The organism is Vibrio sp. JZG120 (assembly GCF_053890955.1).
Genome location: NZ_JBSRRK010000002.1, coordinates 249,951 through 275,984, shown reverse-complemented (window position 1 = coordinate 275,984; position 26,034 = coordinate 249,951). Strand labels below are relative to the sequence as shown.

At 45.1% G+C, this 26,034-nt stretch carries 27 protein-coding genes; 11 read left to right on the top strand and 16 right to left on the bottom strand.

What is annotated here, in order from left to right; all coding sequences use genetic code 11:
* Window positions 1–117: 117 nt before the first annotated feature.
* Window positions 118–1,041 carry an AraC family transcriptional regulator gene (locus ACWPOD_RS07060; RefSeq protein ID WP_167427838.1) on the bottom strand — a complete coding sequence of 308 codons (924 nt, stop codon included), beginning with the start codon at window positions 1,039–1,041 and terminating at the stop codon, window positions 118–120.
* A 436-nt stretch (window positions 1,042–1,477) separates the two neighbouring features.
* Between ACWPOD_RS07060 and ACWPOD_RS07055 the strand changes: the two genes are divergently transcribed.
* From ACWPOD_RS07055 to ACWPOD_RS07040, 4 genes are all read left to right on the top strand, one after another.
* Window positions 1,478–1,927, top strand: coding sequence for a cupin domain-containing protein (locus ACWPOD_RS07055; RefSeq protein ID WP_174856115.1), 450 nt, complete (start codon window positions 1,478–1,480; stop codon window positions 1,925–1,927).
* Window positions 1,928–2,077: 150 nt separating this feature from the next.
* Window positions 2,078–2,431, top strand: a complete 354-nt coding sequence (locus ACWPOD_RS07050; protein ID WP_233059818.1) for a cyclophilin-like fold protein — start codon at window positions 2,078–2,080, stop codon at window positions 2,429–2,431.
* Between the two features lie 106 nt (window positions 2,432–2,537).
* Window positions 2,538–3,254: a carboxymuconolactone decarboxylase family protein gene (locus tag ACWPOD_RS07045; protein WP_167427837.1), complete on the top strand. Its 717-nt coding sequence runs from the start codon at window positions 2,538–2,540 to the stop codon at window positions 3,252–3,254.
* 42 nt (window positions 3,255–3,296) lie between these two features.
* Window positions 3,297–3,797 (top strand): (R)-mandelonitrile lyase, encoded by a 501-nt coding sequence (locus ACWPOD_RS07040; RefSeq protein WP_167427836.1) that lies wholly within the window; start codon window positions 3,297–3,299, stop codon window positions 3,795–3,797.
* Window positions 3,798–3,845: 48 nt separating this feature from the next.
* On the opposite strand, the gene ACWPOD_RS07035 is transcribed toward ACWPOD_RS07040, so the two are convergent.
* Window positions 3,846–4,538 (bottom strand): MOSC domain-containing protein, encoded by a 693-nt coding sequence (locus ACWPOD_RS07035; protein WP_456231722.1) that lies wholly within the window; start codon window positions 4,536–4,538, stop codon window positions 3,846–3,848.
* A 111-nt stretch (window positions 4,539–4,649) separates the two neighbouring features.
* On the opposite strand from ACWPOD_RS07035, the gene ACWPOD_RS07030 reads away from it, so the two are divergent.
* Both ACWPOD_RS07030 and ACWPOD_RS07025 read left to right on the top strand, forming a co-directional pair.
* Window positions 4,650–5,465: an AraC family transcriptional regulator gene (locus ACWPOD_RS07030; RefSeq protein WP_104972114.1), complete on the top strand. Its 816-nt coding sequence runs from the start codon at window positions 4,650–4,652 to the stop codon at window positions 5,463–5,465.
* Window positions 5,466–5,553: 88 nt separating this feature from the next.
* Complete coding sequence (locus tag ACWPOD_RS07025; RefSeq protein ID WP_456231721.1) at window positions 5,554–6,504, top strand: zinc-dependent alcohol dehydrogenase family protein; 951 nt, start codon at window positions 5,554–5,556, stop codon at window positions 6,502–6,504.
* A gap of 8 nt (window positions 6,505–6,512) precedes the next feature.
* Here the strand turns inward: ACWPOD_RS07025 and ACWPOD_RS07020 are convergent, their stop codons facing one another.
* From ACWPOD_RS07020 to ACWPOD_RS07010, 3 genes are all read right to left on the bottom strand, one after another.
* Entirely contained in the window at window positions 6,513–7,208 is a 696-nt protein-coding gene (locus tag ACWPOD_RS07020; RefSeq protein ID WP_046875662.1) for a VC0807 family protein, read from the bottom strand.
* A gap of 167 nt (window positions 7,209–7,375) precedes the next feature.
* Window positions 7,376–7,861: a sigma-70 family RNA polymerase sigma factor gene (locus tag ACWPOD_RS07015; protein WP_012842407.1), complete on the bottom strand. Its 486-nt coding sequence runs from the start codon at window positions 7,859–7,861 to the stop codon at window positions 7,376–7,378.
* Window positions 7,862–7,944: 83 nt separating this feature from the next.
* Window positions 7,945–8,631, bottom strand: coding sequence for a DJ-1/PfpI family protein (locus ACWPOD_RS07010; protein ID WP_167427832.1), 687 nt, complete (start codon window positions 8,629–8,631; stop codon window positions 7,945–7,947).
* A 126-nt stretch (window positions 8,632–8,757) separates the two neighbouring features.
* On the opposite strand from ACWPOD_RS07010, the gene ACWPOD_RS07005 reads away from it, so the two are divergent.
* A complete protein-coding gene (locus tag ACWPOD_RS07005) occupies window positions 8,758–9,714 on the top strand; it encodes a LysR family transcriptional regulator (RefSeq protein ID WP_456231720.1) in 957 nt (318 codons plus the stop codon).
* A 127-nt stretch (window positions 9,715–9,841) separates the two neighbouring features.
* Complete coding sequence (locus tag ACWPOD_RS07000) at window positions 9,842–10,381, top strand: CAP domain-containing protein (RefSeq protein ID WP_456231719.1); 540 nt, start codon at window positions 9,842–9,844, stop codon at window positions 10,379–10,381.
* Between the two features lie 77 nt (window positions 10,382–10,458).
* Here ACWPOD_RS07000 and ACWPOD_RS06995 read toward each other — a convergent pair whose 3' ends face one another.
* From ACWPOD_RS06995 to ACWPOD_RS06980, 4 genes are all read right to left on the bottom strand, one after another.
* Entirely contained in the window at window positions 10,459–10,878 is a 420-nt protein-coding gene (locus tag ACWPOD_RS06995; protein ID WP_456231718.1) for a VOC family protein, read from the bottom strand.
* A gap of 920 nt (window positions 10,879–11,798) precedes the next feature.
* The gene (gene ahpF, locus ACWPOD_RS06990) at window positions 11,799–13,367 is read right to left on the bottom strand and encodes an alkyl hydroperoxide reductase subunit F (RefSeq protein ID WP_164665966.1); all 1,569 of its coding nucleotides are present in this window, start codon (window positions 13,365–13,367) and stop codon (window positions 11,799–11,801) included.
* Window positions 13,368–13,524: 157 nt separating this feature from the next.
* A complete protein-coding gene (ahpC, locus tag ACWPOD_RS06985) occupies window positions 13,525–14,082 on the bottom strand; it encodes an alkyl hydroperoxide reductase subunit C (RefSeq protein ID WP_005395542.1) in 558 nt (185 codons plus the stop codon).
* 303 nt (window positions 14,083–14,385) lie between these two features.
* A complete protein-coding gene (locus ACWPOD_RS06980) occupies window positions 14,386–14,844 on the bottom strand; it encodes a MarR family winged helix-turn-helix transcriptional regulator (protein ID WP_005395543.1) in 459 nt (152 codons plus the stop codon).
* Window positions 14,845–14,981: 137 nt separating this feature from the next.
* Between ACWPOD_RS06980 and ACWPOD_RS06975 the strand changes: the two genes are divergently transcribed.
* Window positions 14,982–15,404: an organic hydroperoxide resistance protein gene (locus tag ACWPOD_RS06975; RefSeq protein ID WP_006740859.1), complete on the top strand. Its 423-nt coding sequence runs from the start codon at window positions 14,982–14,984 to the stop codon at window positions 15,402–15,404.
* Window positions 15,405–15,463: 59 nt separating this feature from the next.
* On the opposite strand, the gene ACWPOD_RS06970 is transcribed toward ACWPOD_RS06975, so the two are convergent.
* The 5 genes from ACWPOD_RS06970 to ACWPOD_RS06950 all read right to left on the bottom strand — a co-directional run bounded on the left by ACWPOD_RS06970 (window position 15,464) and on the right by ACWPOD_RS06950 (window position 21,369).
* The gene (locus tag ACWPOD_RS06970) at window positions 15,464–16,363 is read right to left on the bottom strand and encodes an AraC family transcriptional regulator (RefSeq protein ID WP_139059674.1); all 900 of its coding nucleotides are present in this window, start codon (window positions 16,361–16,363) and stop codon (window positions 15,464–15,466) included.
* A gap of 178 nt (window positions 16,364–16,541) precedes the next feature.
* Window positions 16,542–17,666, bottom strand: coding sequence for a lipocalin-like domain-containing protein (locus tag ACWPOD_RS06965; protein ID WP_167427829.1), 1,125 nt, complete (start codon window positions 17,664–17,666; stop codon window positions 16,542–16,544).
* A complete protein-coding gene (locus ACWPOD_RS06960; RefSeq protein ID WP_167427828.1) occupies window positions 17,666–20,176 on the bottom strand; it encodes an ABC transporter permease in 2,511 nt (836 codons plus the stop codon). The genes ACWPOD_RS06965 and ACWPOD_RS06960 overlap by 1 nt, the downstream gene beginning before the upstream one ends.
* The gene (locus ACWPOD_RS06955) at window positions 20,163–20,897 is read right to left on the bottom strand and encodes an ABC transporter ATP-binding protein (RefSeq protein WP_139059671.1); all 735 of its coding nucleotides are present in this window, start codon (window positions 20,895–20,897) and stop codon (window positions 20,163–20,165) included. The genes ACWPOD_RS06960 and ACWPOD_RS06955 overlap by 14 nt, the downstream gene beginning before the upstream one ends.
* Before the next feature lie 226 nt (window positions 20,898–21,123).
* Window positions 21,124–21,369, bottom strand: coding sequence for a DUF3297 family protein (locus ACWPOD_RS06950; RefSeq protein WP_005383498.1), 246 nt, complete (start codon window positions 21,367–21,369; stop codon window positions 21,124–21,126).
* Window positions 21,370–21,673: 304 nt separating this feature from the next.
* On the opposite strand from ACWPOD_RS06950, the gene ACWPOD_RS06945 reads away from it, so the two are divergent.
* Both ACWPOD_RS06945 and ACWPOD_RS06940 read left to right on the top strand, forming a co-directional pair.
* A complete protein-coding gene (locus ACWPOD_RS06945; protein ID WP_456231717.1) occupies window positions 21,674–23,395 on the top strand; it encodes an ArnT family glycosyltransferase in 1,722 nt (573 codons plus the stop codon).
* A 39-nt stretch (window positions 23,396–23,434) separates the two neighbouring features.
* Complete coding sequence (locus ACWPOD_RS06940; protein WP_005395558.1) at window positions 23,435–24,436, top strand: glycosyltransferase family 2 protein; 1,002 nt, start codon at window positions 23,435–23,437, stop codon at window positions 24,434–24,436.
* 20 nt (window positions 24,437–24,456) lie between these two features.
* Here the strand turns inward: ACWPOD_RS06940 and ACWPOD_RS06935 are convergent, their stop codons facing one another.
* Together ACWPOD_RS06935 and ACWPOD_RS06930 are read right to left on the bottom strand one after the other, a co-directional pair.
* Window positions 24,457–25,341: a hypothetical protein gene (locus ACWPOD_RS06935; protein WP_170902790.1), complete on the bottom strand. Its 885-nt coding sequence runs from the start codon at window positions 25,339–25,341 to the stop codon at window positions 24,457–24,459.
* On the bottom strand, window positions 25,331–25,975 hold the full coding sequence (locus tag ACWPOD_RS06930) for a class I SAM-dependent methyltransferase (protein ID WP_005395561.1): 645 nt from the start codon (window positions 25,973–25,975) through the stop codon (window positions 25,331–25,333). Before ACWPOD_RS06930 ends, ACWPOD_RS06935 begins: the two co-directional genes overlap by 11 nt.
* Window positions 25,976–26,034 lie beyond the last annotated feature (59 nt).

The following is a 26,034-nucleotide window of genomic DNA, read 5'->3' as shown; positions in this document are numbered from 1 at the left end:
GTTTTGCTTGCAAATGCAGGTGACGTTCATTCTCTCCCAAATAATAAAACCGTTAGCCTCGAGGCAGTACGAGGCTGACGGTTTCACTTTCTAGCTTCTTCCTAGGATATTCCGAGCTTAACCCATACTCTCGCGCAAAGACTTGATGTCTTTGGATGGTGGCGCACCAAATAAACGGCTGTATTCACGGCTAAATTGAGAAGGGCTTTCGTAACCCACTTTAAACGTAGTCGCCATGGCATCGAGGTTTTCTGTCAGCATTAAACGCCGAGCTTCGCTGAGTCTTAATTTCTTTTGAAATTGCAGTGGCGTCATAGATGTCATAGAACGAAAGTGGGTATAAAACGCCGATTTACTCATGCCACTGTAGGCGGCTAACTCACTGACACTTAACGGCTTTACGAAATTATTCTTCAACCAATCAATGGCCTTCGCGATTTGATGGCTGTGACTTCCTGCAGTCACGATTTGATTAAGACGAGCGCCCTGTTCGGTAATTAACAGTCGATAAAAAATCTCTCGTTTAATGATCGGCGCTAAAATTTTGATGCTTTGTCCTTCATCCAGCAGCTCTATTAAACGCAGAAAGGCGTCAAGTAATGGCTCCGACAACTCTCCAACCGCTATGCCTTTTTGTGCTTCTTTGCTTTGATTAAACGTCAGCTCACTATCGACAATAAGTTGAGATATTTCAGTCAGATCCAGCTCCATAATCACCCCTAAATAAGGTTTATCTTCACTGGCTTCAATGATATTGGCGATAATCGGCAAGTCGACAGAGGAGATTAAAAAGTGGTTCGCATCGTAAACAAAGCTATCTTCACCCAACAACACGCGCTTTCTCCCTTGAGCAATTAAGCAAATACTTGGGTTGTGGGTGTAGCTTGTCGGTGGTGTTGGGGTTGCCCAACGACTGAACCTTAATCCTGGAATTTCTGTGTCATATTGGTTCGAGCCATTTGCCCATTTCTCAATGTGCTTGGCAAGCTTTTCTATTGCACTGGCCAGGGTTGACGAAGTGTTTGACGGTACCTCTTGCATAAGTCAGTGCTCTCCTCTGGTTGGCCTCAGGTTCGGTGTTAACGGCATGCGATTTCTGCCTTTGTAGTTAACGCCTCTTTGGAGTCAATTAAGCGACTTCATTAAGCATAGTTATAACAGTTCATTTCTTTAAGTAAAGAATATTGGGCAAGTGTCTATTTCGAGGTTAAGCGATCAGAGAGTGATCTTTCTGGTTGGTTTTTGAGTGGGTTAATTGTCTGTCATGAATTTTATTATTTAATAGTCAACTACTTATGTATAGATGAGTTTTTATTCCGTTTTTTCTAACCGGTCTCAAGTATGGTTGTCTTTTGTATTGGTTTGGAATATTGGGCAAGTATTAGCAATGAATAGGCTAACGGTCATCTATCAAAGCGCAATACAGTGAACCCATGGTTTAGTGAGTTGTAAGCACTCAAGAACACTATTTGGAGTCATGATGAATAACAAAAGCAATACTCAAACCCCTGACGTACTGCAAGCCGGTGTATTTCAAGGTCGAGGCATTTTCGAGTTTGGTGAAAAGAATGAAGCGTATGCGGATTACTTTACCGGTACGAGTTATCTGGCGTTGCTCAATCAGCCTGGTCTTATCGTGGCGAATGTAACGTTTGAACCAGGGTGTCGCAATTTTTGGCATATTCATCATGAAGGTGGGCAGATTCTGTTAGCGACAGGAGGGCGAGGTTGGTATCAAGAATTTGGCCAACCAGCAAAAGAGTTGAATGTTGGCGATGTCGTGCATATCGCGCCAGGTACTAAGCATTGGCATGGCGCAGCTAAAGACAGTTGGTTCTCACATGTAGCAATAGAAATACCGGCTGAAGGCGCAAGTAATGAATGGTGCGAACCAGTCTCTGATCAAGAGTACATGCAACTAAAGTAGCCCGAGCTAAGTTTTCAGTGAGAAAAGGGAATCTCGATGAGACAAGCGTACCGTTTCAATCAGTGGGTGAGATGCGTTTTGGTGAGTAGTGCCTGGATGTTCCCCTGCATTGTAAACGCAGAAGTTAATAGCGCTGGATTGGAGGAAAATATGGTGAAAATTCGTTTTATTTTCGATGATTGCAGTGTTTTAGGCACATTGAAGAGCAGTGCGAGTACAGACGATTTTGTTCGTCAATTGCCTCTTACATTAGATCTACAAGACTACGCAAATACAGAGAAAATTGCTTACTTACCGAACAAGTTAACTCGCGAAGGCGCACCTTCTGGAACTCAATCAAAAGCGGGTGACATCTCTTATTACGCCCCTTGGGGAAATTTAGTTATCTTTTATAAAGACTTTGGTTACGCGTCTGGGTTAATTAAATTAGGTCAAGTCGATGATGGGATTCATTGCTTTATTTCGAAAGAAACAAACCGTGTCACGATCGAAAAAGTAAATTAATAACCCAGTTAACAATGTGAATTATTAATGTAGAAATCAGAACGCTAATAAATATATTTCTAGAACTTCTATGGATTAGAACATCGTTACATAATGGAATCTTGATATGAAAGAATTAAACAAATTTGTTAAATCAATATTAATATTGGTGCTCACTATGACAACGCTATGCACAACGAATATCGCTTCAGCATCAGAAATATTCAGTGATAAAGAGCGAGCTATTATTCCTATTTCTGCTTTTACTGCGAGTGGTGAAATAGAAAAACTAACACAAAGCCTTAATGATGGGTTAGACGCAGGCCTAACGGTCAACGAGATAAAAGAAGTGCTGGCTCAGTTGTACGCGTATGCTGGATTTCCGCGCAGTTTGAATGGACTAGCAACATTTATGACGGTGTTGGAGGAACGTAAAAGCCAAGGTATTACTGATACCTTAGGGCGAGAATCAAGCGCGTTACCTAACGATAAAACCAGCTTAGAATTTGGCGCTGAAAACCAAACACAACTTGTTGGTGCAGAAGTAAAAGGCGCGCTATTCGATTTTTCTCCGCAAATTGATGAATACCTAAAAGCACATTTGTTTGGTGATATTTTTGAACGCGATGTGCTCACTTGGAAAGAGCGTGAAATTGCTACGATTGCAGCATTAGCAAATATGAACGGTGTTAATAGCCAATTAGCAGCTCACTATAATATCAGTATGAATAACAATGTTTCTATTCAAGAGTTAGAGGAATTTATTGTTGTATTAAGTGAGTGCTGTGGTGAAAGTGTGTCTAACAATGCTCAATCGGTCCTAAAAACAGTTTTGGAAAAATAAATATTATTTGGCCAATCATATCAATTAGAAAGGAATTCGTTTATGAAAAATAAATCATCATTGTTTATTTGGTCTGTGCTGTTGTCGACGGGATTTATGCTTCCAATCGCTCAAGCAGCCGATGGTAACTCATCTTCGCAGCAAGTTTATCGCTCTGCTGATCAGAAATCGTTTCAAGGACCTGAAAACCTATTTACCGGGAAAGTTAACGTCGAGATGTTGTTTCCTGAAAACGAAGTTGCAAACTACAGCGCCGCCTATGTCACTTTTGATGCAGGAGCTCGAACCGCTTGGCATACTCACCCAGCAGGACAACACATGATCGTCACTTCTGGTACCGCACTTACAGGAACGCGTGATGGGCATGTAATTCGATTTGCTGCTGGTGATAGTGTTTGGTGTCCTCCTGGTATCGACCATTGGCACGGTGCAACACCAAATGCGCCAATGACTCACCTAGTGGTTACGGCGTCAAAAGACGGTGAAAACGTTATCTGGAAAGAGCAAGTTACCGATGGTCAGTATGCAGCAGGACAGCAATAACAAAGCCCACGTTTTTATAGCGAGCGCAGAGGTTTTACTCTGCGTTTTTTATTGTCTTGTTGGGCCAACCAAGCGCATTTCCCAATCCTCGACTTCGCCAGTTTCTAGGCGGCGCTCGACCAACTTGCCCCAAGACTCGACTAACGGCAGCTCAGACAGCTGGGTGAGTTCTTCTCTATTTAAACAGCCAGTGAAAACCGCGCCCATGATGCGAGCCAATGGCCATTCTGGATAAGGTCTTTCACACAGAATAATCTCGTCACCTGCACCGATATCGCCTTCTTCCAATACTCGGAAATACCAGCCTGTTCGAAGCGTATCTTGCAGTCTTCTCGCCATGTCGTGTTGGTCAAAGTGTACGTTAAGTTTCCAACAAGGCATGCGACCTTGCGACACTTCAAGTAATGTTGAGCCGATACGGATTTTATCTTTCAAGCAAATCGTGGATTCGGTGACGCCTTCGGAGCTGATGTTTTCGCCAAAGCCGCCAGCGGATTGGAAAATTGTTCTTTTTCCTAATTGTTGTTGCCAGATTGGGTAGTGCTCGCTTGGGTAAATATGAAGCGCTTTTTGAATGCCACCATGAAAGCGTGGATCGCCTTGCTCATCACTGGTAAAACCAAGCTCTGTTGCGTGCTGGCGATCGGGCAACACTTGTTTGTTGATTGCGCTTTGCGCTCCATGAGCATAAGGGACAGTTTTCCCTGCTAGCACAGCTTTTACGACGCCGATTTTCTTCATGTAACCTCCTTATTGTTTGAATGAGAGATAAAGTGTTTATCTTCATTCGCGATGCGGAGCATGATAGCCTAGTGAACTTGTGTCGGAATAGGGATGAAAAGACAATCAACAATGCTAACTCGCCAAATTGATTCGAAGTCAGGCGTCATGACCTCCAATGAGATGATGGCCGCGAATCCCCATTCTCCTGTTTTGGTGAAAACCATCGACATGCCAAAAGGTTACATTGATGCGCTGCATCAACACACTTGGCATCAAATCATCTTTCCTATCAAAGGGTTATTGCAAACGCAAACGGAGCATTATCAGCATTTGGTTCCGCACACTTCTGCGTTATTTGTTCCTGCGGGTGTTCAACACGAGTCGGTTGCTGTGAGCAACACGATATTTGTTGGTATTTACCTCAACCCTGAGTTTGGTGCGACGTACGAGCCACAAGTGAGAACCATTGCTTTAACGCCGTTTTTAAATGAGCTTTTACAAGAGATCCGCAGACAGTGTGAAAATGAGGCAAGCCATGAAGAAGTGCTGCATTTGCTGGCGGTGTTGCATGATCAAATTTTGAAAAGCAACGTGCAGACATTTCAGTTATTACTGCCACAAGATCGCCGACTCAAACTGATTTTCGAGCAACTGACTGACGAGCCCGCGTTGAGCTGTTCGCTAAAAGAGTGGGGGGAGAAAATTGGGGCGTCTGAGCGCACTTTATCACGGTTGTTCGCCAAGGAATTCAACACTTCATTTCTGCTTTGGCGGCAACAAATTCGGCTGATTTACTCGCTTTCTTTGTTAGATGAAACGTTACCAATCCAAGCCATTGCAGACCGAGTGGGTTATCAAAACGATTCATCCTACATCAAAGCATTTAAAGCCTATTTTGATATGACGCCACAACAGTTTAGAGTGAACGACGCATCGCGCAGATAGAAATACAGAGCTTCGACTTCACTTAATGCTTTTGAGTAGAAGTCGCGAAACTTCCTTTTTGAATTTCAATTACATGGTATGAATAACAATGGCACCAACGATAAATACTCGAGTGAACCAATTCTGCTTTGGTCAGCCAAAAACGTCGCTGTCGTTGGAAAAAGAGCCCCTCAAGCCGCTTGCTCAGAGCAAGGTTCGGGTGAGGCTCGAAGCTACAAACATTAACCCAAGTGACTTGCTTTCCATTTATGGTGTTGGGCAATACCGCCGCGTTCACGTACCACCTCGCGTGCCGGGATTTGAAGCGGTTGGGCGTGTGGTGGAAGTCAGTGCAGTCGATCACACTGACCTTCAAGTTGGGCAAAAAGTGTTGGTGGCGATGAGTGGTACTTGGCAATACTACATAGATGCTTCGCCTGAGAATCTTTTTCCGCTACCTGAAAGTTTGGATAACGGCTATGCCTGCCAGTTGTACATCAACGCGCTAACCGCGTGGGTTATCACCACGAAAGTGGCTAAGTTGAACAAAGACGATGTGGTGATCATCAATGCGGCGGGTTCGGCGATCGGTAAGATATTTGCCCAGCTTGCTCATTCACTGGGTTTTACACTGATTGCTGTGACTTCAAAGCCAGACGAGTATCCGTACGATACGACTCCAGTATTGGACGCGAAGCAAGACTTACACGTGCAACTGCAAACGCGCAAACTGCCACAACCAACGGCCGCTTTGGATGCGATAGGTGGTGAGGCTGGCACGTATCTCATTCGTACCTTGAAAGAAAACGGTCAATACATCAACTACGGAACGTTGTCGTTAGCGCCTTATACGCCTGCGTTTTTTGAATCGATGAAGACCAACAACATCGACTTTAGCACCTTCTTTTTGCGGTATTGGGAAGAATCGGTAGGTAAAAGCGTGAGAAAGGTGGTATTCGCTGAAATGCTAAACCACTTTATTGCCAACGCTATGAATTACAGTGAGTCTGTTGAGAAAAGGGAGGATAAAATCCTCCCTTTTTTGATGGGTTATTTGTAATGATGGGACTATTTTAGATGGAAAATTTGTTCTGTTTCGAGCGATGTCATCGTACGTACTTGACGCCAAATGTAATAAAAAATACCGAACATCATTAACATGCTTGGAATTGCAATCATCGGGTAGCTGTAAAGCGTCATCTTACCCAACTCTTCATTAAAAGCAGCCGTGCCCGAAGGGCTGGTTACGATCCAAGTCGCAAGGAAGTAGTTCATCGCGGATGAGAACGCAAAAGTACTCGCAAACAGATAGTTTGATGACATTAGACAACGTTCAAATGCCTCTGATTGACCGTTCTCTTTCAAGCGTTCGTTAATCAGCGATAAATTCAATACCGTGTCATTCAGTACTAACTTCTGCATCAGTGGGTAGCGGGTAAACGTTGAGCCCAAAACCGCTAAACCGATCAGGCCAGGGATCAGGGCTTCTTTCAAGGCTAACCAACGTGTATCAAGCTCTAACAAGCCAATGCCGCCAGTTAATAAAACACTGATAAAGCCAAGTGCAGAAATAAAGTTAAATTTCTTGTTCCGGACAAGGTCCATACCGCCGTAAATGATAGGAAATAGCAAAGCGACAACCAGCGCCATTGCTGTTCCTAGGTGTTCATCGCCGCTAAACTTCATCAAGATAAAGGAAGGGATGAATACGTTAAAAAGAATCTCGAATAGGGGATTCGGCTTTTTCGCCGTTGTGTTACTCATAATGTTTTACTGACTCTACTCTATGTCGGCTGTTATTGTACTTTGACGAGAAGTGTTCATCTAGTCGCGCTTGATGTAAAGCGTTAAAGCGCCGAGTTGTGTAACGACTTATGAAATAGACCGGAGCATAGCCAGTTAGTTGACATGATTGACTACTTTTTTGTGTCTTAATCGCGCTCCCTCTGCGCAATGATCTGATTGCGTGCTCTGAATAATCGAGTCGCCACGGTGTTGTGATTAAGCTCTAATACTTGAGCAATTTCATTATGATTAAACCCGACTACGAGTTTTAAGACCAATGGCTCTCGGTATTTGGGTTCGAGAATCATCATTTGTTTTTGAAGCCAATCTTGTGCCATGTCGTGGTCACTGCCAGGGTAGGTTTTTGCCTGTATTACACACTCATCAATATCGACAAAATCGTACTGCTTTTTATCAAAGCGCCGAGCATTCTCGCGACGCAAAATGGTGATGAGCCAAGGCTTCGCGGCATTGGGATCATTTAAGTTATCAAAGAATCGCCACGCTTTCAGGAAGGTGTCTTGCGCCAAATCTTCAGCAAGGTGATGATCTTTGCATAGCCAATATGCGAGACGATAGATATCTTGGTATCGCTCCTTCGTCAGTGCTTCGTATCGTTTGTGTTTTTCCATAGCATTAAGATCAGAAGTGTAGAGCTGAGCAGTAGGTAACCTCTGAAGCTTCAAAGGTTACCTGCGGTTTCGTCCTTGCCCGCTTAAAATGGCTGGGTAGAAAAACGTGAGTATTGAAGGGCGTCTGCGACTTCTTGAGCTTTAGATTCTGAAGTCATGAGATGCAGCAATTTAAGGGCGGCCTGATAGCTGACTAGGCTGCCGTTTGAGGTGATGACGCCCTCATCAACAACAAAATTCTGGTCGACCTGTACATCAACTGCTGGATAGTCTTTTTGTAATCCGTTTTCACCTCCTGCCCATGTCGTCGCTTTCTTACCGTTTAAAAGGCCAGCCTCGGCCAATAGATACGCACCAGAGCAATTACTTGCCATCCAATCTGCCGCCTTTGATGTGGTTTGAATAAAGTGAATGAGATCCTTGTTTTCGATTAGCGCATCCATGTCGTAGCTGGATGTTAAAACCAGCACGTCGAGTTCCGGCTGATCGCCAATCCAAGCATCCACACCAATTTTTAATCCCTCTTCAGTGGTGATGGTTTTCTGTTCAGAGACGGAAATAGTGACTACTTCATAATCGCTAAACCAAGTCAGACGACTTGCGACGCCAAAGACCTCTAAAGGCGCAGTAACATCAGAGGTCAGTACGCCGTCGTAAACCAGAATGCCAATGCGTTTATCCGCCGCATGTGCCGTTTGAAGCATCCCAAAGAATAGGACTAAGGTCGCTATCAATAGTTGTAGTGCATTCTTTAATCCATTTTTACCCATTGTTTTTTCCTCGCTAACAGAGCATCAAGTTATTGAGATTCATTATATTTGGGCTGATTGGTGATTGAAGAGCCACTTTGTCTTTACTAAAGTGAATAAAGTTCACGAATGGAATGCACGAGTTTTATGGATAAGATACGGTCCCTACGATTTTTTATTGCCACTTTAGAAGGTGGCAGTTTTGCTGCGGCCGCCAAAGCGTATGGCACAGACCCTTCTACGGTGAGTAAGGCCATCCATCGTCTTGAAAGCGACTTGGGAATACAGCTTTTCCAACGTTCTACGCGACAGATCCGTCTGACAGAAGCCGGTCGTCGGTACGCAAATACCGCTAGGTTTGTACTGGACGAACTGACGGTGTGTGAGGATTCATTGAAAAGCCACAATGATGCGCTTTCAGGACGGCTTAAGATTAATGTGCCAGTCTCCTACGGTCGCCTTTACATTCGCCCTTTATTAAAAGAGTTTTGTCGCCGCTACCCCAGCATCACAATCGATATTCATTACGATGACGCCTACGTTGATATTATTGAACAAGGGATTGATGTGTCGATTAGATCTGGTGTCGTTCAGGACAGCCAGTTGATTGTGCGCCAGCTGAGTCCTATCGATTTTATTATTTGTGGCAGTCAGGATTACTTAGCGCGGCATGGTGTTCCGAGTAGCCCGGATGTATTCAATGACCATTCTTGGGTTCGTTTTCGTTTTAAACAAACGGGAAAACTGTTGCCGATTCGGATGCCAGAACCAGACGGTGCAAGTGAGTATAACCCCGAGAGAAATTTTATTGTAAACGACGGCGAATCGATGGCAGTTCTTTGCGAAGAAGGCTTGGGATTAACTCAGATTCCTCACTTTATCGCGAGGGATTGGCTCAAAGCCGGGCGTTTAGTGCCGATATTTCCGAGCATGCGTCAAGCAGGAAATGGCGTGTATCTTCTCTATGCCAACCGGGAATATGTGCCTGCCCGAGTGAGGGTGTTCATCGATTTTATCACTCAAGCAATACAGGATATGGATGAAACGCCATTCCATACGTGGGCTGAAACGTTGCCGATTTACCAACCGAACCAAGGAGATTGAAAACTTCATGTGAGTCTTTGGTTAAAACACTCCAAGCCATATGGTGCTTTTATGGGTTTTTGTTAGGTTATTGGGCGTTATTATCGACAAACGCAGTTTGCTCTTCGTCACTCATAAAGGAAAGACAATGCCAACTAAGATCTTAGTGCCTGCTTTGGCCCTACTTCTCAGCGCATGTGGCGGCGACGGGGAGTCGTCAGCACCTGTAGACAGCGGCTCTCAAAACACAGGTTCCACATCGTCACAAGGCACATTTGCCGAGCAGATGCTCGAAGCGGTCAACAGTGCTCGCTCTACTACACAACAGTGTGGCGCAACCACCATGCCACCTGTTGGGGCACTGACTTGGAGCTACGATTTGGAAAGCGCCGCTTATCGACATTCGAGCGATATGGCGAACAGCGACTTCATGAGTCATACAGGCTCTGACGGCAGCAATATGTCAGATCGAGTCAACGCAACGGGCTATGCTTGGAGCGCCATTGGTGAGAATGTCGCCGTAGGGCAAAGTTCCATTAACGCCGTCGTTAATGCTTGGTTATCGAGCGAAGGTCACTGCCTCAATATCATGAGTGCGGGTTTTGATCAGATGGGCGCGTCGCTTGTCGAAAATCACTCGGCAAGCTACGGGTATTACTGGACTCAGGTTTTTGCCAAACAGCGCTAATGCGATAAAGAAACCTGATAGATAAACTAAAACGCCAGCAGTAACCATCTGCTGGCGTTTTATTATTTACGTCTCTTTTAGCTTGTCAGGTTACGAAGTTTTGGATCATCCGTCAGGTATTCAACGAATTCGATCTCAAAACCTGCAGGGTCAACAAAATACACATTCTTGCGATATGGCTCATCAGCCCCAGGTTGGGCAATCGGATAACCTGCATCGGTCAGTCTTTTTATGATGGCATCGACGTTGTTGGTCACATAAGCAAAATGCGCTAGCCCTACTTGGTGGCCGCCCAACTCGCGGTTCTCACCTTCACCGTGGTCACTCATGGCAATGTATTGATACTCGTCGCCCAAATGTAGCCAGTTTCTTGGCTTGCCACTCCATTCGCCTTTCCCCTCATCACGCACGTACCAATGTGGAAATGCAGTTTGATAAAACTTCAGCATTTCAGGGATGTTTTTCACGACTAAATTAATATGTTCTAGTTGGATCATGATGTGCTCCTTTTTGTCATTTCCTAGCCAACGATGAACATGCTAAAACCTCAAGTTAAATTGAGGTAAAGGGATTTTTTAAGTTTTTTAGGGTTGATGTCTTTGGAGCTTGATACATGGAGAGATTCGGTGGGGTGGTACTTTGAATCTGCGAGTTGGGTTAGGTGCTTACAACCCTCTTTCATCTTTTGTTTGTTCGTGCTAATCATTTTCGAGCGAGTTTGTGGTGAGTAGATTCCCAGTCTCACCTAGGTTCGCGGGAATGACGTGAAGAGAGCGCTAAACGAACTGAGTCATTCTGAAGGAGGCTAAGCGAGTATTCAGAATCTATTCGCAGCGCGTTGTGATGCTAGTGGAGTGAACTGAATTATCCGCGATTGCAGAACCAGCCCCACTTTTAGTCCGGAGTGCTGAGATCTTTAGAGTTTGATACAAGAGAAGGTTAGGTGGGATTGGTGGTTTGAGGTTGAGAGAAGGATCATGCTCATGAACCCTCTAACCGTTGATGCTTCACGTATATATGTGTGAATTTCTTTCGTTCAAGCTTGCGGTGGGTAGATTCCCAGTCTCACCTAGGTTCTCGGGAATGACGTGAAGAGAGCGCTTAACGAACAGCGTCATTCTGAAGGAGCCTAAGCGAGTATTCAGAATCTATTTGCAGCGCGTTGTGATGCTAGTGGAGTGAACTGAATTATCCGTGACTGTAGAACTTGCCACCTTAAGCACGGAGTGCTGGGGGATGTACTTACACCCCTCCCCAAAAACCAAAAAAGCCAGCAGTTAATACCTGCTGGCAAAGTCTTTGGGCTTCTAGGTTTTTTGCTTTTATTTCTTGTTACTCATCGCTGTCACGGTGCCCCGATTGGTTTTCAGGGGAAGAAAACACCGCACCGTGCGCTTTGTGCTCAAGAAATTGGAGATTAACCTTGCTTACGGATTAGGTAGTCAAATGCGCCTAAGCTTGCTTTTGCACCTTCACCCATCGCAATGATGATCTGTTTGTAAGGAACCGTCGTTGCGTCACCCGCTGCGAAGACACCTTCTAGGCTGGTTTCACCACGGCTACCAACTTCAATTTCGCCGCGCTCAGATAGGGCTACTTCTGAATCTTTTAGCCATTCTGTGTTCGGTACTAGACCGATTTGAACAAAGATACCTGACAGTTCAATCTCTTTGATTTCATCTGTGTTGCGGTCTTTGTACTTCAAGCTTGTTACGCGAGTACCATCACCCACAACTTCAGTAGTTTGCGCCATCGTGATGATGTCGATGTTTGGTAGTGAGTTCGCTTTGTCGATAAGTACCTGGTCTGCGCGAAGTACGTCTGCAAATTCAAGAACGGTTACGTGCTCAACAATACCTGCTAGGTCGATAGCCGCTTCGATGCCTGAGTTACCACCACCGATAACCGCAGTTTTCTTGCCTTTGAACAACGGGCCGTCACAGTGTGGGCAGTACGCGACGCCTTTGTTGCGGTACTCTTGCTCACCCGGAACGTTCATTTCACGCCAGCGTGCACCAGGGCTTAGGATGACACTCTTACTTTTCAGTGTTGCACCGCTTTCAAGTTGGATATGAATCAAGCCATCATCTGTGTGCGCTGCGCCCATCAGTTTTTGCGCTTGTTGCTCAGTCACAACGTCTACGTCATATTCTTTTAGGTGCTCGGCTAGGTCAGTCGCCAGTTTTGGACCTTCAGTACGTTTTACCGAGATAAAGTTCTCGATTGCCATGGTGTCCATCACCTGACCACCGAAGCGTTTAGCGACAACGCCAGTGCGAATGCCTTTACGCGCTGCGTATAGTGCAGCTGCACTACCACCAGGGCCACCGCCGACAACTAGCACGTCGTATGGGTCTTTTTCGCTCAGTGCTTTGGCGGCTTTCTCGTTCGCGCCGTCATCTACTTTGTTTAGGATTTCAGTCAAAGACATACGGCCTTGTCCGAATAGCTCTCCGTTCACGAATACGCTTGGTACGGCCATGATGTCGCGCTGTTTCACTTCATCTTGGAAGAGTGCACCGTCGATCATGGTTGCTTTCACTTTCGGGTTGATTGCCGCCATCATGTTGAACGCTTGAACGACGTCTGGACAGTTTTGGCACGACAGTGAAATGAACACTTCAACTTCCAACTCTTTATCTAGCGCTGCGATTTGTTCAATCACTTCCGGCTCTAGTTTGATTGGGTGACCACCAGAGTGCAGCAATGCCAATACCAGAGAGGTAAATTCGTGACCCATTGGTAGGCCAGCAAAGCGAAGTGCTGTGCCTTTTACTGGGTTGGTCACCGTCATCACTGGTTTACGTGCGCTTGCGTTGTCGTCACGTTCAACGGTGATAAAGTCGCTCATCTCTGCGATTTGGTTCGCCAGAGACAGAATGTCATTCGATGCTTTGCTTTCATCTAGACTAACCACTAGACGAACGTCTTCTTTTACATTAGCCAGATATTGTTTGAGTTGTTGTTGGATCGCTTGGTCTAACATAGTTGTTGTTACCTTAAATAAACAAAAGAGTGGTTACTCTGGATAAAATCAGTAGGGAGAGAGCAAACCAGGCAGAAGGTCGTCAAGGTATCTAACCTGGAATGCTCTCTAAGTTAAGCGTCAATTAGCATGTCAAATTGAGCTTAAATTCAGTGGCTTAGATTTTGCCTACTAGGTCTAGAGAAGGAGCTAGCGTCTCTTCGCCTTCTTTCCATTTCGCTGGGCAAACTTCACCTGGGTGTGCTGCTACGTACTGAGCTGCTTTTACTTTGCGTAGTAGGTCCTCTGCGTCACGACCGATACCTTCAGCAGTGATTTCCATTGCTTGGATAGTACCTTCTGGGTCGATTAGGAACGTTGCACGGTCTGCAAGACCTTGACCTTCACGCATCACACCGAAGTTGTTTGTGATGTTGCCTGTTTGGTCGCCAAGCATGTAGTACTGGATCTTGCCGATTGTTTCTGAGCTATCGTGCCAAGCTTTGTGAGTGAAGTGTGTGTCTGTTGATACTGAGTACACTTCAACGCCGCGTTTTTGTAGCTCTTCGTAGTGGTCTGCTAGGTCACCTAGTTCTGTCGGACATACGAATGTGAAGTCTGCTGGGTAGAAGAAGAATACAGCCCATTTGCCTAGAACATCTTGTTCTGTTACTTCAACGAATTCGCCGTTTTTGTATGCTGTAGCTGCAAATGGTTTGATCTTTGTATTAATCATTTTTACTTTCCTCAGAATGTTTTAGGGTGAGCAGTTCTTGCTTTCGGAAAGTATATTCGCATTGGAACGTGTTTAAGGAAAATCGCTTGTAACTATCCTATTGATAGTCATTTCCTATCTTTCTTAATAGGGAAAACCGATGTAAGTGAGTTTGCTTTGATAGGCTTTATTGAAGATGAAGGCCGAGTGGTAATAGAGAATACCGATGATGACCTTTAAGAGATCGTCTGGCTAAGATCGAAAGAACCTGCATTTCGGCAGGCTCTTTCTAATAAGAAGTGGAGAAGCTGATGCTTTTATTTTTTAGTTCAGATTGTCGAGCACCTTGCCGCACAACTTCTTCAGCATGATCATTTCATCCAGCTCTAACGTGATTTTACACATCATGGCGTTTGGCACTGACTTGGCTTGCTCTTTGAGATCACGACCTTGCTCTGTAAGGTTGAGTACGCGTACGCGCTCATCGGTGTCACTGCGACCACGTTCTACATAGCCTTTTGTTTCTAATCGTTTAAGCAGCGGCGTGAGCGTGCCTGAATCCAAATGCAGTTGCGAGCCCAGTTCTTTAACACTGGCACCGTCTTTCTCCCACAACACCATCATCACTAAGTATTGCGAATAAGTCAGATCAAGTTCGTCCAGCAAAGGGCGGTAAGCTCGGATCACCGCATTTGCTGCACTATAGAGCGGGAAGCAAACTTGGTTTTCGAGTAAGAGTTTATCGTCGTTGGTCATGGTGTTGTCGGTGTAACACTGGCTCATTGGCGTTGCCTACCTGCTCACAGAGAAAGAGAGTAACAAAATAAATTGTGCACAATATAGTTGCAAACGATCTTTACTTCGATATAAGATTGCAAGCAATTAAATTGCGCACAACTTAAATTAAGAAGGACAATCGCATGACTACTCTATACAAAACTCAAGCTACTGCTTTGGCTGGTCGTAATGGTCAAGTAAAAACAGATGACGGTCTTCTCGATCTAGAGCTGTCATACCCGAAGGAAATGGGCGGCACAGGTGCAGCAACTAACCCTGAGCAGCTTTTCGCAGCGGGCTATTCAGCATGTTTTTCTAACGCGATTCTGCACGTAGCACGTGAAGGTAAAGTAAACCTGAAAAGTGCACCTGTGACAGCTGAAGTAGGCATTGGCCCGAATGAAAACGGTGGCTTTGCGTTGACCGTTAGCCTCGCGGCAGAGTTAGATCTACCACAAGAACAAGCATTAGAGCTAACGCGCATTGCACACCAAGTTTGCCCATACTCAAACGCCGTTCGTGGCAATATTGATGTTGCTGTTACAGTAAACGGTGAAGCGATCTAATCGATTTAGACATTATTTCTAATAGAAGGAAAGCCTGCGAACGTGCAGGCTTTTTTCGATTATTTGATGGCAGTGCAGAAGCTGACGTCTGCATGGTGCGTTTGTGGATCGTAGCTATGATAAAGTTCGAAGCAAGGTCGACAGTCGTTCTCAATACCAGATTCAACCACTTTGCTCATCAAATCATCCCATGCTTTAGGGTATTGGCTGAATTCGGTAATTTGCTGGCGCATCACCGCATATTGACCGCCGGGGAAGTCTTGCAGCTCAATGCCTTTTGGTACTTCGGTATCTTCTGGCACCATTAGACAGATGTCAGTACGACACTTCTCGTCTGGCGTGATTTCTGGGTTATCGTGATAAATGAAGATACAGGTATTGCCCGCCAAACCTTTCATTCCTGCCCATTGATACAAGCGACCTGATGGTTCTTCATAACCTTGGCCATAAGGGCCGTTAACGCGAATGTAAGCCAATTTTGCTTTATCAAAGTTTTGCGTTTCCATATTGTTGCTCCATGTTGTGAGTTCAGAGTCAGTATATGAATCGCTTAGGGTTCGTTCGTTTCCATTCTTGCGCAGTGCGTGTCCAATCTTGCTGTTTCGCGCGAGTTCAGAAAATTGCTGGTAGTTTTTACAGTCGCGAAAGGCGGTTGGTGTTACGCCATAATGCTGCTTAAACGCTTTAGCTAGGCTTTGCGAACTAGAAAAACCGTACTCTAACGCGATGTTCAGCACTGGTTGCTTTGATTTGAAAAGGTCGTCTGCTGCCGCCTCTAGCCGTAAACGTCGAATGAAGTCGGCTAATGTTTCGCCTTGTACCGCCTTGAAGGTACGGTGAAAATGATAGGGAGAGAGGTTGGCTAGCGCTGCTACTTCGAGCAAATTGAGAGGATCGTTAAAGTGCTGTTCCAGATAGCGAATAACAGGAACGAGTCGTTGGTGATAATCGACACGCATGAGAGGGGCCACCCTTGTTTGATTTGCTCAAAGCGTACCGCAACGAAGCAAGGATTCAAGGCTAGTATCGAATAAATGCGTCGTAGTCATTTATTTCTGATTATGATGCATTCTGTTGCGGGTAGGAGATGGTTCTTAAGATGGCTTCTCAACGGTAATTGAAATCCGTTAAGAGCGCTTAATATCCCGTCAGCTCCATATAACCTGTCCCTGAATGAGAGCCATCAATACGCACTGGGCCTTCCCAATAAGGCACCGAAAGCGGCATTTTCGCGTTCGGGTTGAGTGCCGAAACCGTAAGATCGATTTGCTGGTTAGGAATCGACACTTGCCACTGGGTTGGATACTTTCGCCCTTGGATTTCTGTTTGCTTGGTTGCCTTTAACTGAATGTCTTTTTGTGGGATAGCGATGCCAGAACCATCTTGCTGCATCAGTCTTGCGTTGGAGTAACTGGCTGCTCCGGTTTTGGAATCCCGCAATTGGAACACCACCAAACTGGTGTCGTCACTCAACCTTAGAGCAAACCAGTCCCAGCCTTGTTGTGAGTCGAGTAAGAATTGCGAGCTCCACTCTCGATCTATCCAGCCTTTGCCGGATACTTGATGGGTTTTGCCATCGATCGTGACTTCACCGGAGACATCAATAAACGGTTGGCTGTAGTAATAGGAAGCCACACGGCCATCGGCACTTTTGGTGCTGTAACCTTGTTCGCCTTGCTTTTGATAAGGTGAGCTGCTGGTAAGCGTCAGCGAATAGCCAAATTGTTCGGAGTTTGCATTCAATGTGGCAGGGAAGAGATCGGTGGTTGAAGAAGTCCACTGCCAATCATCGAGATAAACCCGAAATGGTGAGGTGTCGACGCCAGCTAGAGAGGCTTGATCGCGTGACCATTTTTCATCAGCATAATGTTTGTCTTGCGTTGTAACCGCGCTATGCGCCATGTAGATTTGCTGAGTTTGCCATTCGGTTTTCTTCACGTCATCTTCGCCCATTGGTGGCGCAGCAGCAAAGCGAAATTGAGTCCACTGTATTCCGATAGGATTACCTTCTTCATCAATTAAGTTAGCGGTTAAGTACCACCATTCATGACGAAAGTTTGGGTGCGCTTGATGATCGGTAGGAAAGGTGAGTTCAACACCTTTTTCTACGGGTGTGAATCGGTTGCTCTCGCTTTGCATATCTCCACTGCCCAGCAATGCGCCCATATTTTGCGTGCCCATATTTTTTTGTTGGGGATCTTCACATCCAAATAGGAACAGACTGCTTATGAGTAGAGTAAGTTTGCTTGCCAAACGAACCATCACAACACCTCGCTTTGCAAACTGGACACGACAGGCTTACTGACCAATCGCCACAGCGGAATCAAGGTTGCAATCACCGCCACCAAGATGGTGATTGCCGCAATGCTGAGGGCATCACTCCAATTCCACAGATAATTTAAGCTCCAACCAAAAGCGCGCAAGGTGACGATATCTGTCAGCACATAACCCACCATAGCTCCTAGAGGTAAGGCGATAACCAGAGTAAAACTGACCAAAGCGACGATCTGTCCGACCACCATGGTCATTAATTTACGACGGCTGACGCCAAGTGCATACAGTCTTGCAATGGCGGCTTTGCGCGCGTCAAGCAACATGAAGCAAGCACTGAACAAACCAATCACGGCGACCATCAAAGTCACGCCGTTGAGTGCGCGCGTAATGGCGAAGGTCTGCGAGAAAATATCCAACGCGATGGATTTGATTTGCGCCTGATCGTAGAGCTGGCTTGGATGCAGATTCAATTGATCGCGCAGTTGCTCGTAGACGATTTGTGGGTCCCCCGAGACTTTTATGCCAAGGCTTGTCGGCAGGTCGGTAAATCCGCTCTCTTTCCATAACTTTGGTGCTAATAACACTTCACCATTGGGTGAGCCGTAATCGTGGAATATCGCACCCACAAGCAGGTTCTTATTTGGAATGGCATCAAGCTTAAGTTCGCTACCCAGTGATAAACCCAGTTTGATCGCGGTTGGTTCACTGATGGCGACTAACTCACCTTGGTAAAAACGCTGCCAGAAGTTCTCCAAATGCGATTTGAACACCATGGTTTGTTCTAAGGTATCTTTGTCTTTGGTGCCAAGCAAAATCGGTAAACCTTGCAGGTTATCGTCGACGTAGTATTGCTTGTAGACTGTCTCAACCTTGTCGAACTGCCCTAACGCGCGCTCCACATCTGCGATTTCCCCTTGCGCAGGGCTGACGTAAATATCGGCATGTAGCCTCTGTTCTAGCCACTGTTTTAGGGTGGATTCGAAGCTGCCCACTAAGGTATTCATCCCCATATTGGCAGTAACGGCGAGTAGCAGTGCCATCATGGCGAGAGAAAGCGGAGAAATCAGCTCACGCAGCTCTGCAAACAGATACTGCATCAAACCAGAACTGGTGCGCTTTTCACACCAATTTGCTAAGACGCTGAGTGTTTTGGGTAGATACAAAGGAATCGACACCACAAGCACGCCGAGCCACGCCATGGTGAAGCGGTGGTGCTCACTCAGCCACAAACCTGAAAGCGCGAAAGCCGTCAACGCAATACCTATCACGAACAATTGGTTTTCGTTAGAAGCTTCAGGTGCTTGATAAAATCCGCCATGAGAGGAGAGCAGTTGGCGCACTCGCTGTTTAAAGTGTTGCCAACATGCCAATAGGGTTGCGGCTAAAGTGAGCAGCAGCGCTTGCACCCACCATTGCCACTGCCAAGTGCCGGGCAGCAGTGTCGCGCCATAAAGTTGTTCTAAAGTCAGTGCCACGGTCGGATGTAACCAGTGGCTAAGCTGCATGCCCAATACAAAACCGAGGGAAGCGCCGATGGTAACGAGAGTAGTGAGTTCAACTAACAGCGCAGAGAACACAATGCTCGGCGCAACACCCGCCTGTTGAATCTGCACTAACAGCCGATTGCGTTTAAGCAAGCTGTACTTTACGCCGTTGTAAGCGATGAACAACCCGACTAAAAACGCGAGTAAGCTCATTGCCGTGAGGTTGAGGTGAAAGCTATCGGTCAGCGAGCCAAGGTCTGTACTTTGATTATTGGAAATCCATTGTCCTTGCTCACCAATGATGCTTTGCCAATTTGCTTGCGTGTCTTTATTCCCTTTATCGCCGGAATGGAAAACCGCAATGTAACTGAGCTGTCCTTGTTTATTGAGCAGTTGCTGGGCGAAGCCTATGTCCATCAACATTCGGCTACCTAACTGCCAATCATCGGGTAATACCACCACTTGGGTTGGAATGTCGTCTAAAGTTAGGGTTTCTACCTCTCCTAAGTTTTGATGTTGAGATTGGCTCATCATCACGATCGGCTTGCCAGCCAAAAGCTCTGGTAAAGGTAAAGCACTGTCGAACAAAGACACGTTCTGCTGGTTTTCTGATGAATAGCGAGAACGTGAAGAGATGGCGGCAATCAACTCGCTACCTTGTACTGACCAGCGACGCCCTTGTTCGTCTCTCACTCTCCCTTCGATTATAGGTAGCGCTGCACTGAGTCCGTTTTGTCTAAGGGTGAAGTAGAGCGATTCGGGCAGATAGTTTTGCCCTGCTGGTGGAATAATTAAGTTCTGAGCTTGTGCGCTAAGCTGCTCGGTAGACTCAGCATAACTGCGCTTGGCATTGAGGTTGATGGCTTGCACCGCAACAAACAAGGTCACAGCCAGCACAATACCGATCAGAATCGCGGCGGCTTGCAGTGGTGCCTGCCGATAGTGCGCCGCAAACAGATTCAGGGCGAGTCGAATATGAGTGAATCTGGTGTTTGGTTGCTTAGCTTGCTTCATGATGTTGCTCATTTACATCGCTCTGATTTTGCGTCAGTCCGCTTTGCAAACGACCATCCTTCAAACGCCCATCTTTTAAACGTAATTGGGTTTGCATGAACTCGGCACACTCAGGGCTGTGGGTCACCAAGAGCACAGCGGTATTGCCTTGGGTGGTGATTTCATTCAACAGTTTCATCACTTCTAAGCCCGCTTTTTGGTCAAGGTTTCCTGTGGGTTCATCGGCAAGCAGAAGTTTGGGTTTGTGTGCCAATGCTCGTGCAATCGCGACGCGTTGTTGTTGACCGCCTGAAAGAGCAGAAATATGCCTGTCGAGAAGCTGGCTGATGCCTAACGTTTCGACCAGATAATCGCACCAGTCATTCCATTTCTGTTGATTCAAATTGAGAGGAAAGGCGATGTTTTTCTTTACGTTAAGAGGTGTTAAGAGGTTGAATTGCTGAAAAATAACCCCGAGTTTTTGATGGCGGAAGCGGCTCCATTGTGGGTCTTTCCAAGCCACCGTGTTATCGCCATCTAACCACAACTCACCTTCGGAAAGCGGCTCAAAGCCAGCGATGATATTGAGTAAGGTACTTTTGCCGCTGCCACTCGCCCCCGTCAGTGCGACACTCGCTCCTGAATTCAGGGTGAAATCGACTCCTTCCAACACGCGATGTGTCTCTTTGCCATCAACAAAGCTTTTGCTGGCGTGTTTGAGTGTGACAAGTGGGCTTTCCATTTCCTCTCCCTACAATCAAAAGGTGTCGTTTCTTTTGGCAATGGTTATTACAGTAAGTTCTATAGAAACTTTAGCCAACAATCAGATAAAAACAGCGATTTACATCGATTTCTTAATAACTTGTACTGAATAGAGGAGGGAATAGATTAATCGAGAAAGGGATATAACAGGCATTAAAAAAGCCCGAGTCAAACTCGAGCTTTCAAAGAAATTCAGCTTGGTCAGCTTATACGTAGTACGCTTCAACTTCGCCTTTAAGTTTGATCAGCATTGGGTTACCAAAACGGTCTTTTGCTTTAGGAGAAGCAATTTTCACCCAACCTTCGCTCACGCAGTATTCTTCTACGTCTGTGCGCTCTTTGCCGTTAAAACGGATACCGATTTGGTGATCGAAACATTCTTTGATGAAGAATGGGCTACGTGGGTTACCTGCTAGGCGATCTGGTAGAGCTGGTTTAGCTGTATCTGTCATGTTTGTGACCTAAATTCCGTAAAAAGTGCGCCATTGTAGTCAGTGCACAGTGAGTGTTCAAGATATGTTGAGAGACTTAATACTAAAGCCTTTTGAAATAATGCAAAGTTTCCCGCTTTCAAAGTGTGGAATAAAAACACGGTCTCGTTGCTCAACGGTGTTTTGCTCTCGAAACTTCTCCTGCCACCCCTTATTTGGTTTTGAATCATGACTATACTCATTACTGGCAGTTCTAACCTTATTCATACAACTTAATGTCTCAGAGCATGCCACTAGTCGAGAAACGATTAACAAGGAAGGGTGAATGGAGACTGTTGAACAGGTTAATAAACGTCATTTATCGGATAGAGATACTACCTCTAGCACTTCTATTTTTCTTTGTATTCTAATCGTAGTGGCTGTAATCGCTCGGTTTTTTGTTGCGTTTAATTACGAAGTAAATTGGGACGAGTTTTATTACCTATCTTTTGTGCATCGGTTTATTAACGGCGAGGTGATTAATAGTTTCCAAACCTTTCACATTCACTTCTTTACTTGGCTGAGTGGTGTATCAGATAACGATGTTGACCAGATCATTGTGGCGAGAGTCGTTATGGTGTTCTTTCAATTACTCACGGGATTTTATCTATACAAGTTATGTCGATTGTACTGCAGCAAATCGGCGGCACTTTTTGCGGTTCTTGCCTATTTTTCTTTTGTTTATAATGTTCGTATGGGGGCCAGTTTTCGTACTGATCCTATCGCGACATGTATGATCATGGCGGCACTGTATTATGTGTTTAGTACAACATTTTCTTGGCGTGTATCCATTCTTGCTGGTGTCCTTACGGCTGTCGCCTTGCTCGTCACTTTAAAGACCGCTCTGTATATCCCGACTTTTATAGGCATAGTTTTAACCTCGCTTTATTGGTCGCGAAATCGTAAGCGTTATTTTAGGCAAGTTCTCATGTATGGAGTCGCAATACTGGTTGCCTTTGCGATGCTATACAGTTGGCATTACTTCTCTATACATGGAGCGAGTTCGGTTGGTGATGCAGGAACGATGTTCGGTGCTGCGGATAAGACACTAAACCAGCGCGAGCTTTTTCCTCGATTGTTTTACTTTGTTCATTCAGTTTCGACGAACTCATGGTATTGGTTAGCTCTTTTCATTGGTATTGGTACTGCTGTTTATGCGTGTTTTTCGCAAAAGCTATTAAGCCGTGAGTCATCGATTAAGTTTTTGTGCCTAAGTTTATTACTCTTCACTTTGCTCTTTTATCGCAACGCTTTCCCATACTATTACGCTTTTATGCTTGCTCCAGTGAGTGCTTTGTTTGCTGTGGCTTGGGTTGGTATCCAGAATTTCACTAACGCAAGAGTTGCACAATTTTTTAATTTTATTGTTCCCTGCTTGTTTGCGGTATCCATTGTGGTGAATGGTTTTGTTTTACCGATAAAAAGCAACTTGGCCTACCAGCGTCAGTTTCTTGATGAAGTACATAAAATCTTTCCTCAGCCTGTTGCTTATATTGATCGATGCTCCATGGTTCCGACTTTTTCAAAACAAGGTTTTTTCATGAGTACGTGGGGTTACGAAGATTATATTGCGAGAAACATCCCCGTTATTCGCAATGCTATAGAGCAAGACAATCCGGCTTTCGTACTGGTTAATTCGCACTATTTAGATGTGTTTGGCCCTGACAAAACCGATAAAGGGCTATTAAGGCAAGATATTCAAGCGTTAAGGCAGAACTACATTCATCATTGGTCGCATCTGTATGTTGCAGGAAAGACGTTTGAACTGACGCCCAACTCTCTTAGTCGGGAAGTTAAGGTCAACATCGAGGGCGTATATACGCTTGAAGCTAGCAATAGTCTTCTGATTAATGGCAAGGTTTGGTTGGCAGGTCAAGCACGGTACTTGGCGCGGGGGGGCTATGAATTAGTGTCGAAAGAGCCAGGTAAAGTCGTTCTGCGTTGGGGAGATAACCTGTACCGACCTCGCAATCTTGAAGAGAAGCAGAGGTTATTTACCGGCTTCTAATACGCACAGTAATGTTGATTCAGAACATGAGGAGCAAGCATGAAGTTAATTGTTCAAATTCCGTGCTTTAACGAAGCGGACAATATTGCTGATGTTATTCGCTCAATACCAAAGCGCGTTGATGGTATCGCTAAGATAGAGATTCTAATCATCGATGATGGTTCTACGGATGGTACTTCAGAAGTCGCACGCAAGTGTGGTGTTGAGCACATTATTACTAACCAGGGCAATAAGGGGCTTGCTTACTCATTTCGAAGAGGGATTGAGGAGTGCCTTCGCCTTCATGCCGATATCATTGTGAACACCGATGGCGATAATCAATATAATGGGGCCGATATTCCGCACTTGGTTAAGCCTATTATCGAGCACAAAGCAGAAATTGTTGTTGGTGACCGAGGAGGGTATAGCAATACACATTTCTCTGTATTTAAACGATGTTTACAAGTGTCGGGGAGCTTTATTATTGCCAAAGCGACGGGATTGGATGTTAAAGATGCTGTGAGTGGTTTTCGCGCAATATCGAGAAGTGCGGCACAACAACTTAATATCGTATCGGATTTTAGCTACACAATAGAAATGTTGATTCAAGCAAGTGCCAAAAGGATTGGTGTTGTTTCGGTGCCAATCCGAACTAATGAAAAAACGCGAGAGTCCCGTCTGTTTAAGAGCATTCCGCAGTTTCTAAAAATGTCGCTCTCTACCTTGGTCAGGGTTTATACCATGTATCGACCTCTGCAAGTGTTTTTGTTTATTGGCTCGGTGGCGATGATTTGTGGTGTGATTCCCATTATGCGATTCCTGTATTTCTTTTTAAATGGAGCGGGAGATGGCCATATTCAGTCATTGGTCTTGGGGTCAACGCTACTTATCTTGGGTTTCATCACTTTATTGATGGGGTTGGTGGCCGATCTAATAGGGTTCAATCGAAAGCTGACCGAAAAAGTATTGCACCGAATTGAGGTATTGGAAGAAAAGCTGGAGCATCAGGAAAAGTTGCCCACTTATCAGTTTGAAACCAAGCGAAAACGATCTGGAGAGTAATAGCGAGTTACCTCGATACTTTAAAGAAGTGAGTTATTTGATACGGCTTGCTTAGGCCTAAATAAACTCGAGATAGCGAAGAACAACATATCCCCTAGAACCGTGACGATTCTGGAAACAAGGACGGCAACTAAGAGTGTATCTTCAATACTCGGCGAATCTAGAAGTGTGATTAAAACAGCCTCTCGGACACCCAACCCTGCAGGAGAACCTGGGGTGGCAAACCCTATTAACCATGCGATGATGAAGTAACAAGATGTTTGTAAAAATGTCTCTAAAGTTGGAGTTAGATTGTCGTTTAGCGTAAAAAATATGAGTGAGAAAATGCCGCCCGATACCAAAAAAAAGCAGAGATAAAGCCCACAAGCTTTTAGGTAATTGCGACTGGCTATCAAGCTTAATATTGATCCGGTGCTCACGATAAGTCCAGCGAATAAAGTCATCTCGTACCCCATTAAATTAGGGAAGTACTCATTTAGCAGAAAGACGCCAAACGAACCAGCCGCAATACCCATCAACCCTATTTCCCATAAGGTCGATTTCAGTAATACATTATTTTTAATTCCGTGTTGTACGCCAATTACTTGTCGGCTAGCGAATTGGAAAATGTTTCCAGGCAGATACTTCGCAATTTGAGATCCGCCAAACACCCAAATGGCAGTTGATGCAGACAGAGTATATTCACTGTTCGCGACTAAAAGTCGCCACGCCATAGAAAGAACATAATTGCCAAAGGCGTAGAGGCCTATGCAAAAAATAAATACCAGATAGGAGTAAGAGGGAATATCCTTAATATTCAGTTGCTGCGAGTATGTAGAGAGCTTGATTAATACAAAGGCGATGGAAAAAATAGTAATGATTCGCCCAACCCAGCGTAATATGAATTTACTCTTATTATGTTTCATGATTCACACGCTGGCATAAAACCATGGTCCAAGGAATGGGAGAGCGTACTTCGAGAATCTCAAAGTGCTGCTTGAGCAAAGTCAGAAAGGCATTCTTGGACCAGTGTTGGATATGTCCGGGAGTATTGCCCCAACTGTTTAAATATTTACCTCTTGCCATGTTTAACGCACACCACAACGGCTCTCTTGGCACACTAAAAATGTAATAGTCAGTATCGAGCTCTTGCAATGTTGCTAGTGCTTGCTCGGGATGCTCTAGGTGTTCCAAGACCTCACAACAAACAACAAGGTCAGCAGAATCAGTCTTTCTAGCAACGTCATACACACTTTTTTGTTCAAACAAAATGTCTTCCAAGTTGTGTGCTTGGGCATTGTCTCTTGCTAGTTGAATCACTTGTTGGGAGAAGTCACTCCCTTTCACACGGATCCCTTGTTGATGCCATTTAAGTGCCCAGACTCCTTCTCCGCAGCCGATTTCGTGTATCGACTTTGGTGTGACCATATCAACCAGTTGCGATAAATGATGATCGAAATTGCTCATCATTTTTCTGGCGATGGGGTTCTGAGTATTGTATTTGTCGTAATAGTTTCCGACAGGGATCCCCTGCTCTTCGATACCTTTAGATATTTTCATGGCGTACTCAAATAAATTATCTCAAATGGCCAGGAAGTTCTTCTATTGATGAACTATGT

What these genes read in the sequence shown, in the direction of transcription:
- ACWPOD_RS07060 (WP_167427838.1), bottom strand. Translation starts at nt 1,041, where the DNA reads ATGCAAGAGGTACCGTCAAACACTTCGTCAACCCTGGCCAGTGCAATA.
- ACWPOD_RS07055 (WP_174856115.1), top strand. Translation starts at nt 1,478, where the DNA reads ATGATGAATAACAAAAGCAATACTCAAACCCCTGACGTACTGCAAGCC.
- ACWPOD_RS07050 (WP_233059818.1), top strand. Translation starts at nt 2,078, where the DNA reads ATGGTGAAAATTCGTTTTATTTTCGATGATTGCAGTGTTTTAGGCACA.
- ACWPOD_RS07045 (WP_167427837.1), top strand. Translation starts at nt 2,538, where the DNA reads ATGAAAGAATTAAACAAATTTGTTAAATCAATATTAATATTGGTGCTC.
- ACWPOD_RS07040 (WP_167427836.1), top strand. Translation starts at nt 3,297, where the DNA reads ATGAAAAATAAATCATCATTGTTTATTTGGTCTGTGCTGTTGTCGACG.
- ACWPOD_RS07035 (WP_456231722.1), bottom strand. Translation starts at nt 4,538, where the DNA reads ATGAAGAAAATCGGCGTCGTAAAAGCTGTGCTAGCAGGGAAAACTGTC.
- ACWPOD_RS07030 (WP_104972114.1), top strand. Translation starts at nt 4,650, where the DNA reads ATGCTAACTCGCCAAATTGATTCGAAGTCAGGCGTCATGACCTCCAAT.
- ACWPOD_RS07025 (WP_456231721.1), top strand. Translation starts at nt 5,554, where the DNA reads ATGGCACCAACGATAAATACTCGAGTGAACCAATTCTGCTTTGGTCAG.
- ACWPOD_RS07020 (WP_046875662.1), bottom strand. Translation starts at nt 7,208, where the DNA reads ATGAGTAACACAACGGCGAAAAAGCCGAATCCCCTATTCGAGATTCTT.
- ACWPOD_RS07015 (WP_012842407.1), bottom strand. Translation starts at nt 7,861, where the DNA reads ATGGAAAAACACAAACGATACGAAGCACTGACGAAGGAGCGATACCAA.
- ACWPOD_RS07010 (WP_167427832.1), bottom strand. Translation starts at nt 8,631, where the DNA reads ATGGGTAAAAATGGATTAAAGAATGCACTACAACTATTGATAGCGACC.
- ACWPOD_RS07005 (WP_456231720.1), top strand. Translation starts at nt 8,758, where the DNA reads ATGGATAAGATACGGTCCCTACGATTTTTTATTGCCACTTTAGAAGGT.
- ACWPOD_RS07000 (WP_456231719.1), top strand. Translation starts at nt 9,842, where the DNA reads ATGCCAACTAAGATCTTAGTGCCTGCTTTGGCCCTACTTCTCAGCGCA.
- ACWPOD_RS06995 (WP_456231718.1), bottom strand. Translation starts at nt 10,878, where the DNA reads ATGATCCAACTAGAACATATTAATTTAGTCGTGAAAAACATCCCTGAA.
- ahpF (WP_164665966.1), bottom strand. Translation starts at nt 13,367, where the DNA reads ATGTTAGACCAAGCGATCCAACAACAACTCAAACAATATCTGGCTAAT.
- ahpC (WP_005395542.1), bottom strand. Translation starts at nt 14,082, where the DNA reads ATGATTAATACAAAGATCAAACCATTTGCAGCTACAGCATACAAAAAC.
- ACWPOD_RS06980 (WP_005395543.1), bottom strand. Translation starts at nt 14,844, where the DNA reads ATGAGCCAGTGTTACACCGACAACACCATGACCAACGACGATAAACTC.
- ACWPOD_RS06975 (WP_006740859.1), top strand. Translation starts at nt 14,982, where the DNA reads ATGACTACTCTATACAAAACTCAAGCTACTGCTTTGGCTGGTCGTAAT.
- ACWPOD_RS06970 (WP_139059674.1), bottom strand. Translation starts at nt 16,363, where the DNA reads ATGCGTGTCGATTATCACCAACGACTCGTTCCTGTTATTCGCTATCTG.
- ACWPOD_RS06965 (WP_167427829.1), bottom strand. Translation starts at nt 17,666, where the DNA reads ATGGTTCGTTTGGCAAGCAAACTTACTCTACTCATAAGCAGTCTGTTC.
- ACWPOD_RS06960 (WP_167427828.1), bottom strand. Translation starts at nt 20,176, where the DNA reads ATGAAGCAAGCTAAGCAACCAAACACCAGATTCACTCATATTCGACTC.
- ACWPOD_RS06955 (WP_139059671.1), bottom strand. Translation starts at nt 20,897, where the DNA reads ATGGAAAGCCCACTTGTCACACTCAAACACGCCAGCAAAAGCTTTGTT.
- ACWPOD_RS06950 (WP_005383498.1), bottom strand. Translation starts at nt 21,369, where the DNA reads ATGACAGATACAGCTAAACCAGCTCTACCAGATCGCCTAGCAGGTAAC.
- ACWPOD_RS06945 (WP_456231717.1), top strand. Translation starts at nt 21,674, where the DNA reads ATGGAGACTGTTGAACAGGTTAATAAACGTCATTTATCGGATAGAGAT.
- ACWPOD_RS06940 (WP_005395558.1), top strand. Translation starts at nt 23,435, where the DNA reads ATGAAGTTAATTGTTCAAATTCCGTGCTTTAACGAAGCGGACAATATT.
- ACWPOD_RS06935 (WP_170902790.1), bottom strand. Translation starts at nt 25,341, where the DNA reads ATGAAACATAATAAGAGTAAATTCATATTACGCTGGGTTGGGCGAATC.
- ACWPOD_RS06930 (WP_005395561.1), bottom strand. Translation starts at nt 25,975, where the DNA reads ATGAAAATATCTAAAGGTATCGAAGAGCAGGGGATCCCTGTCGGAAAC.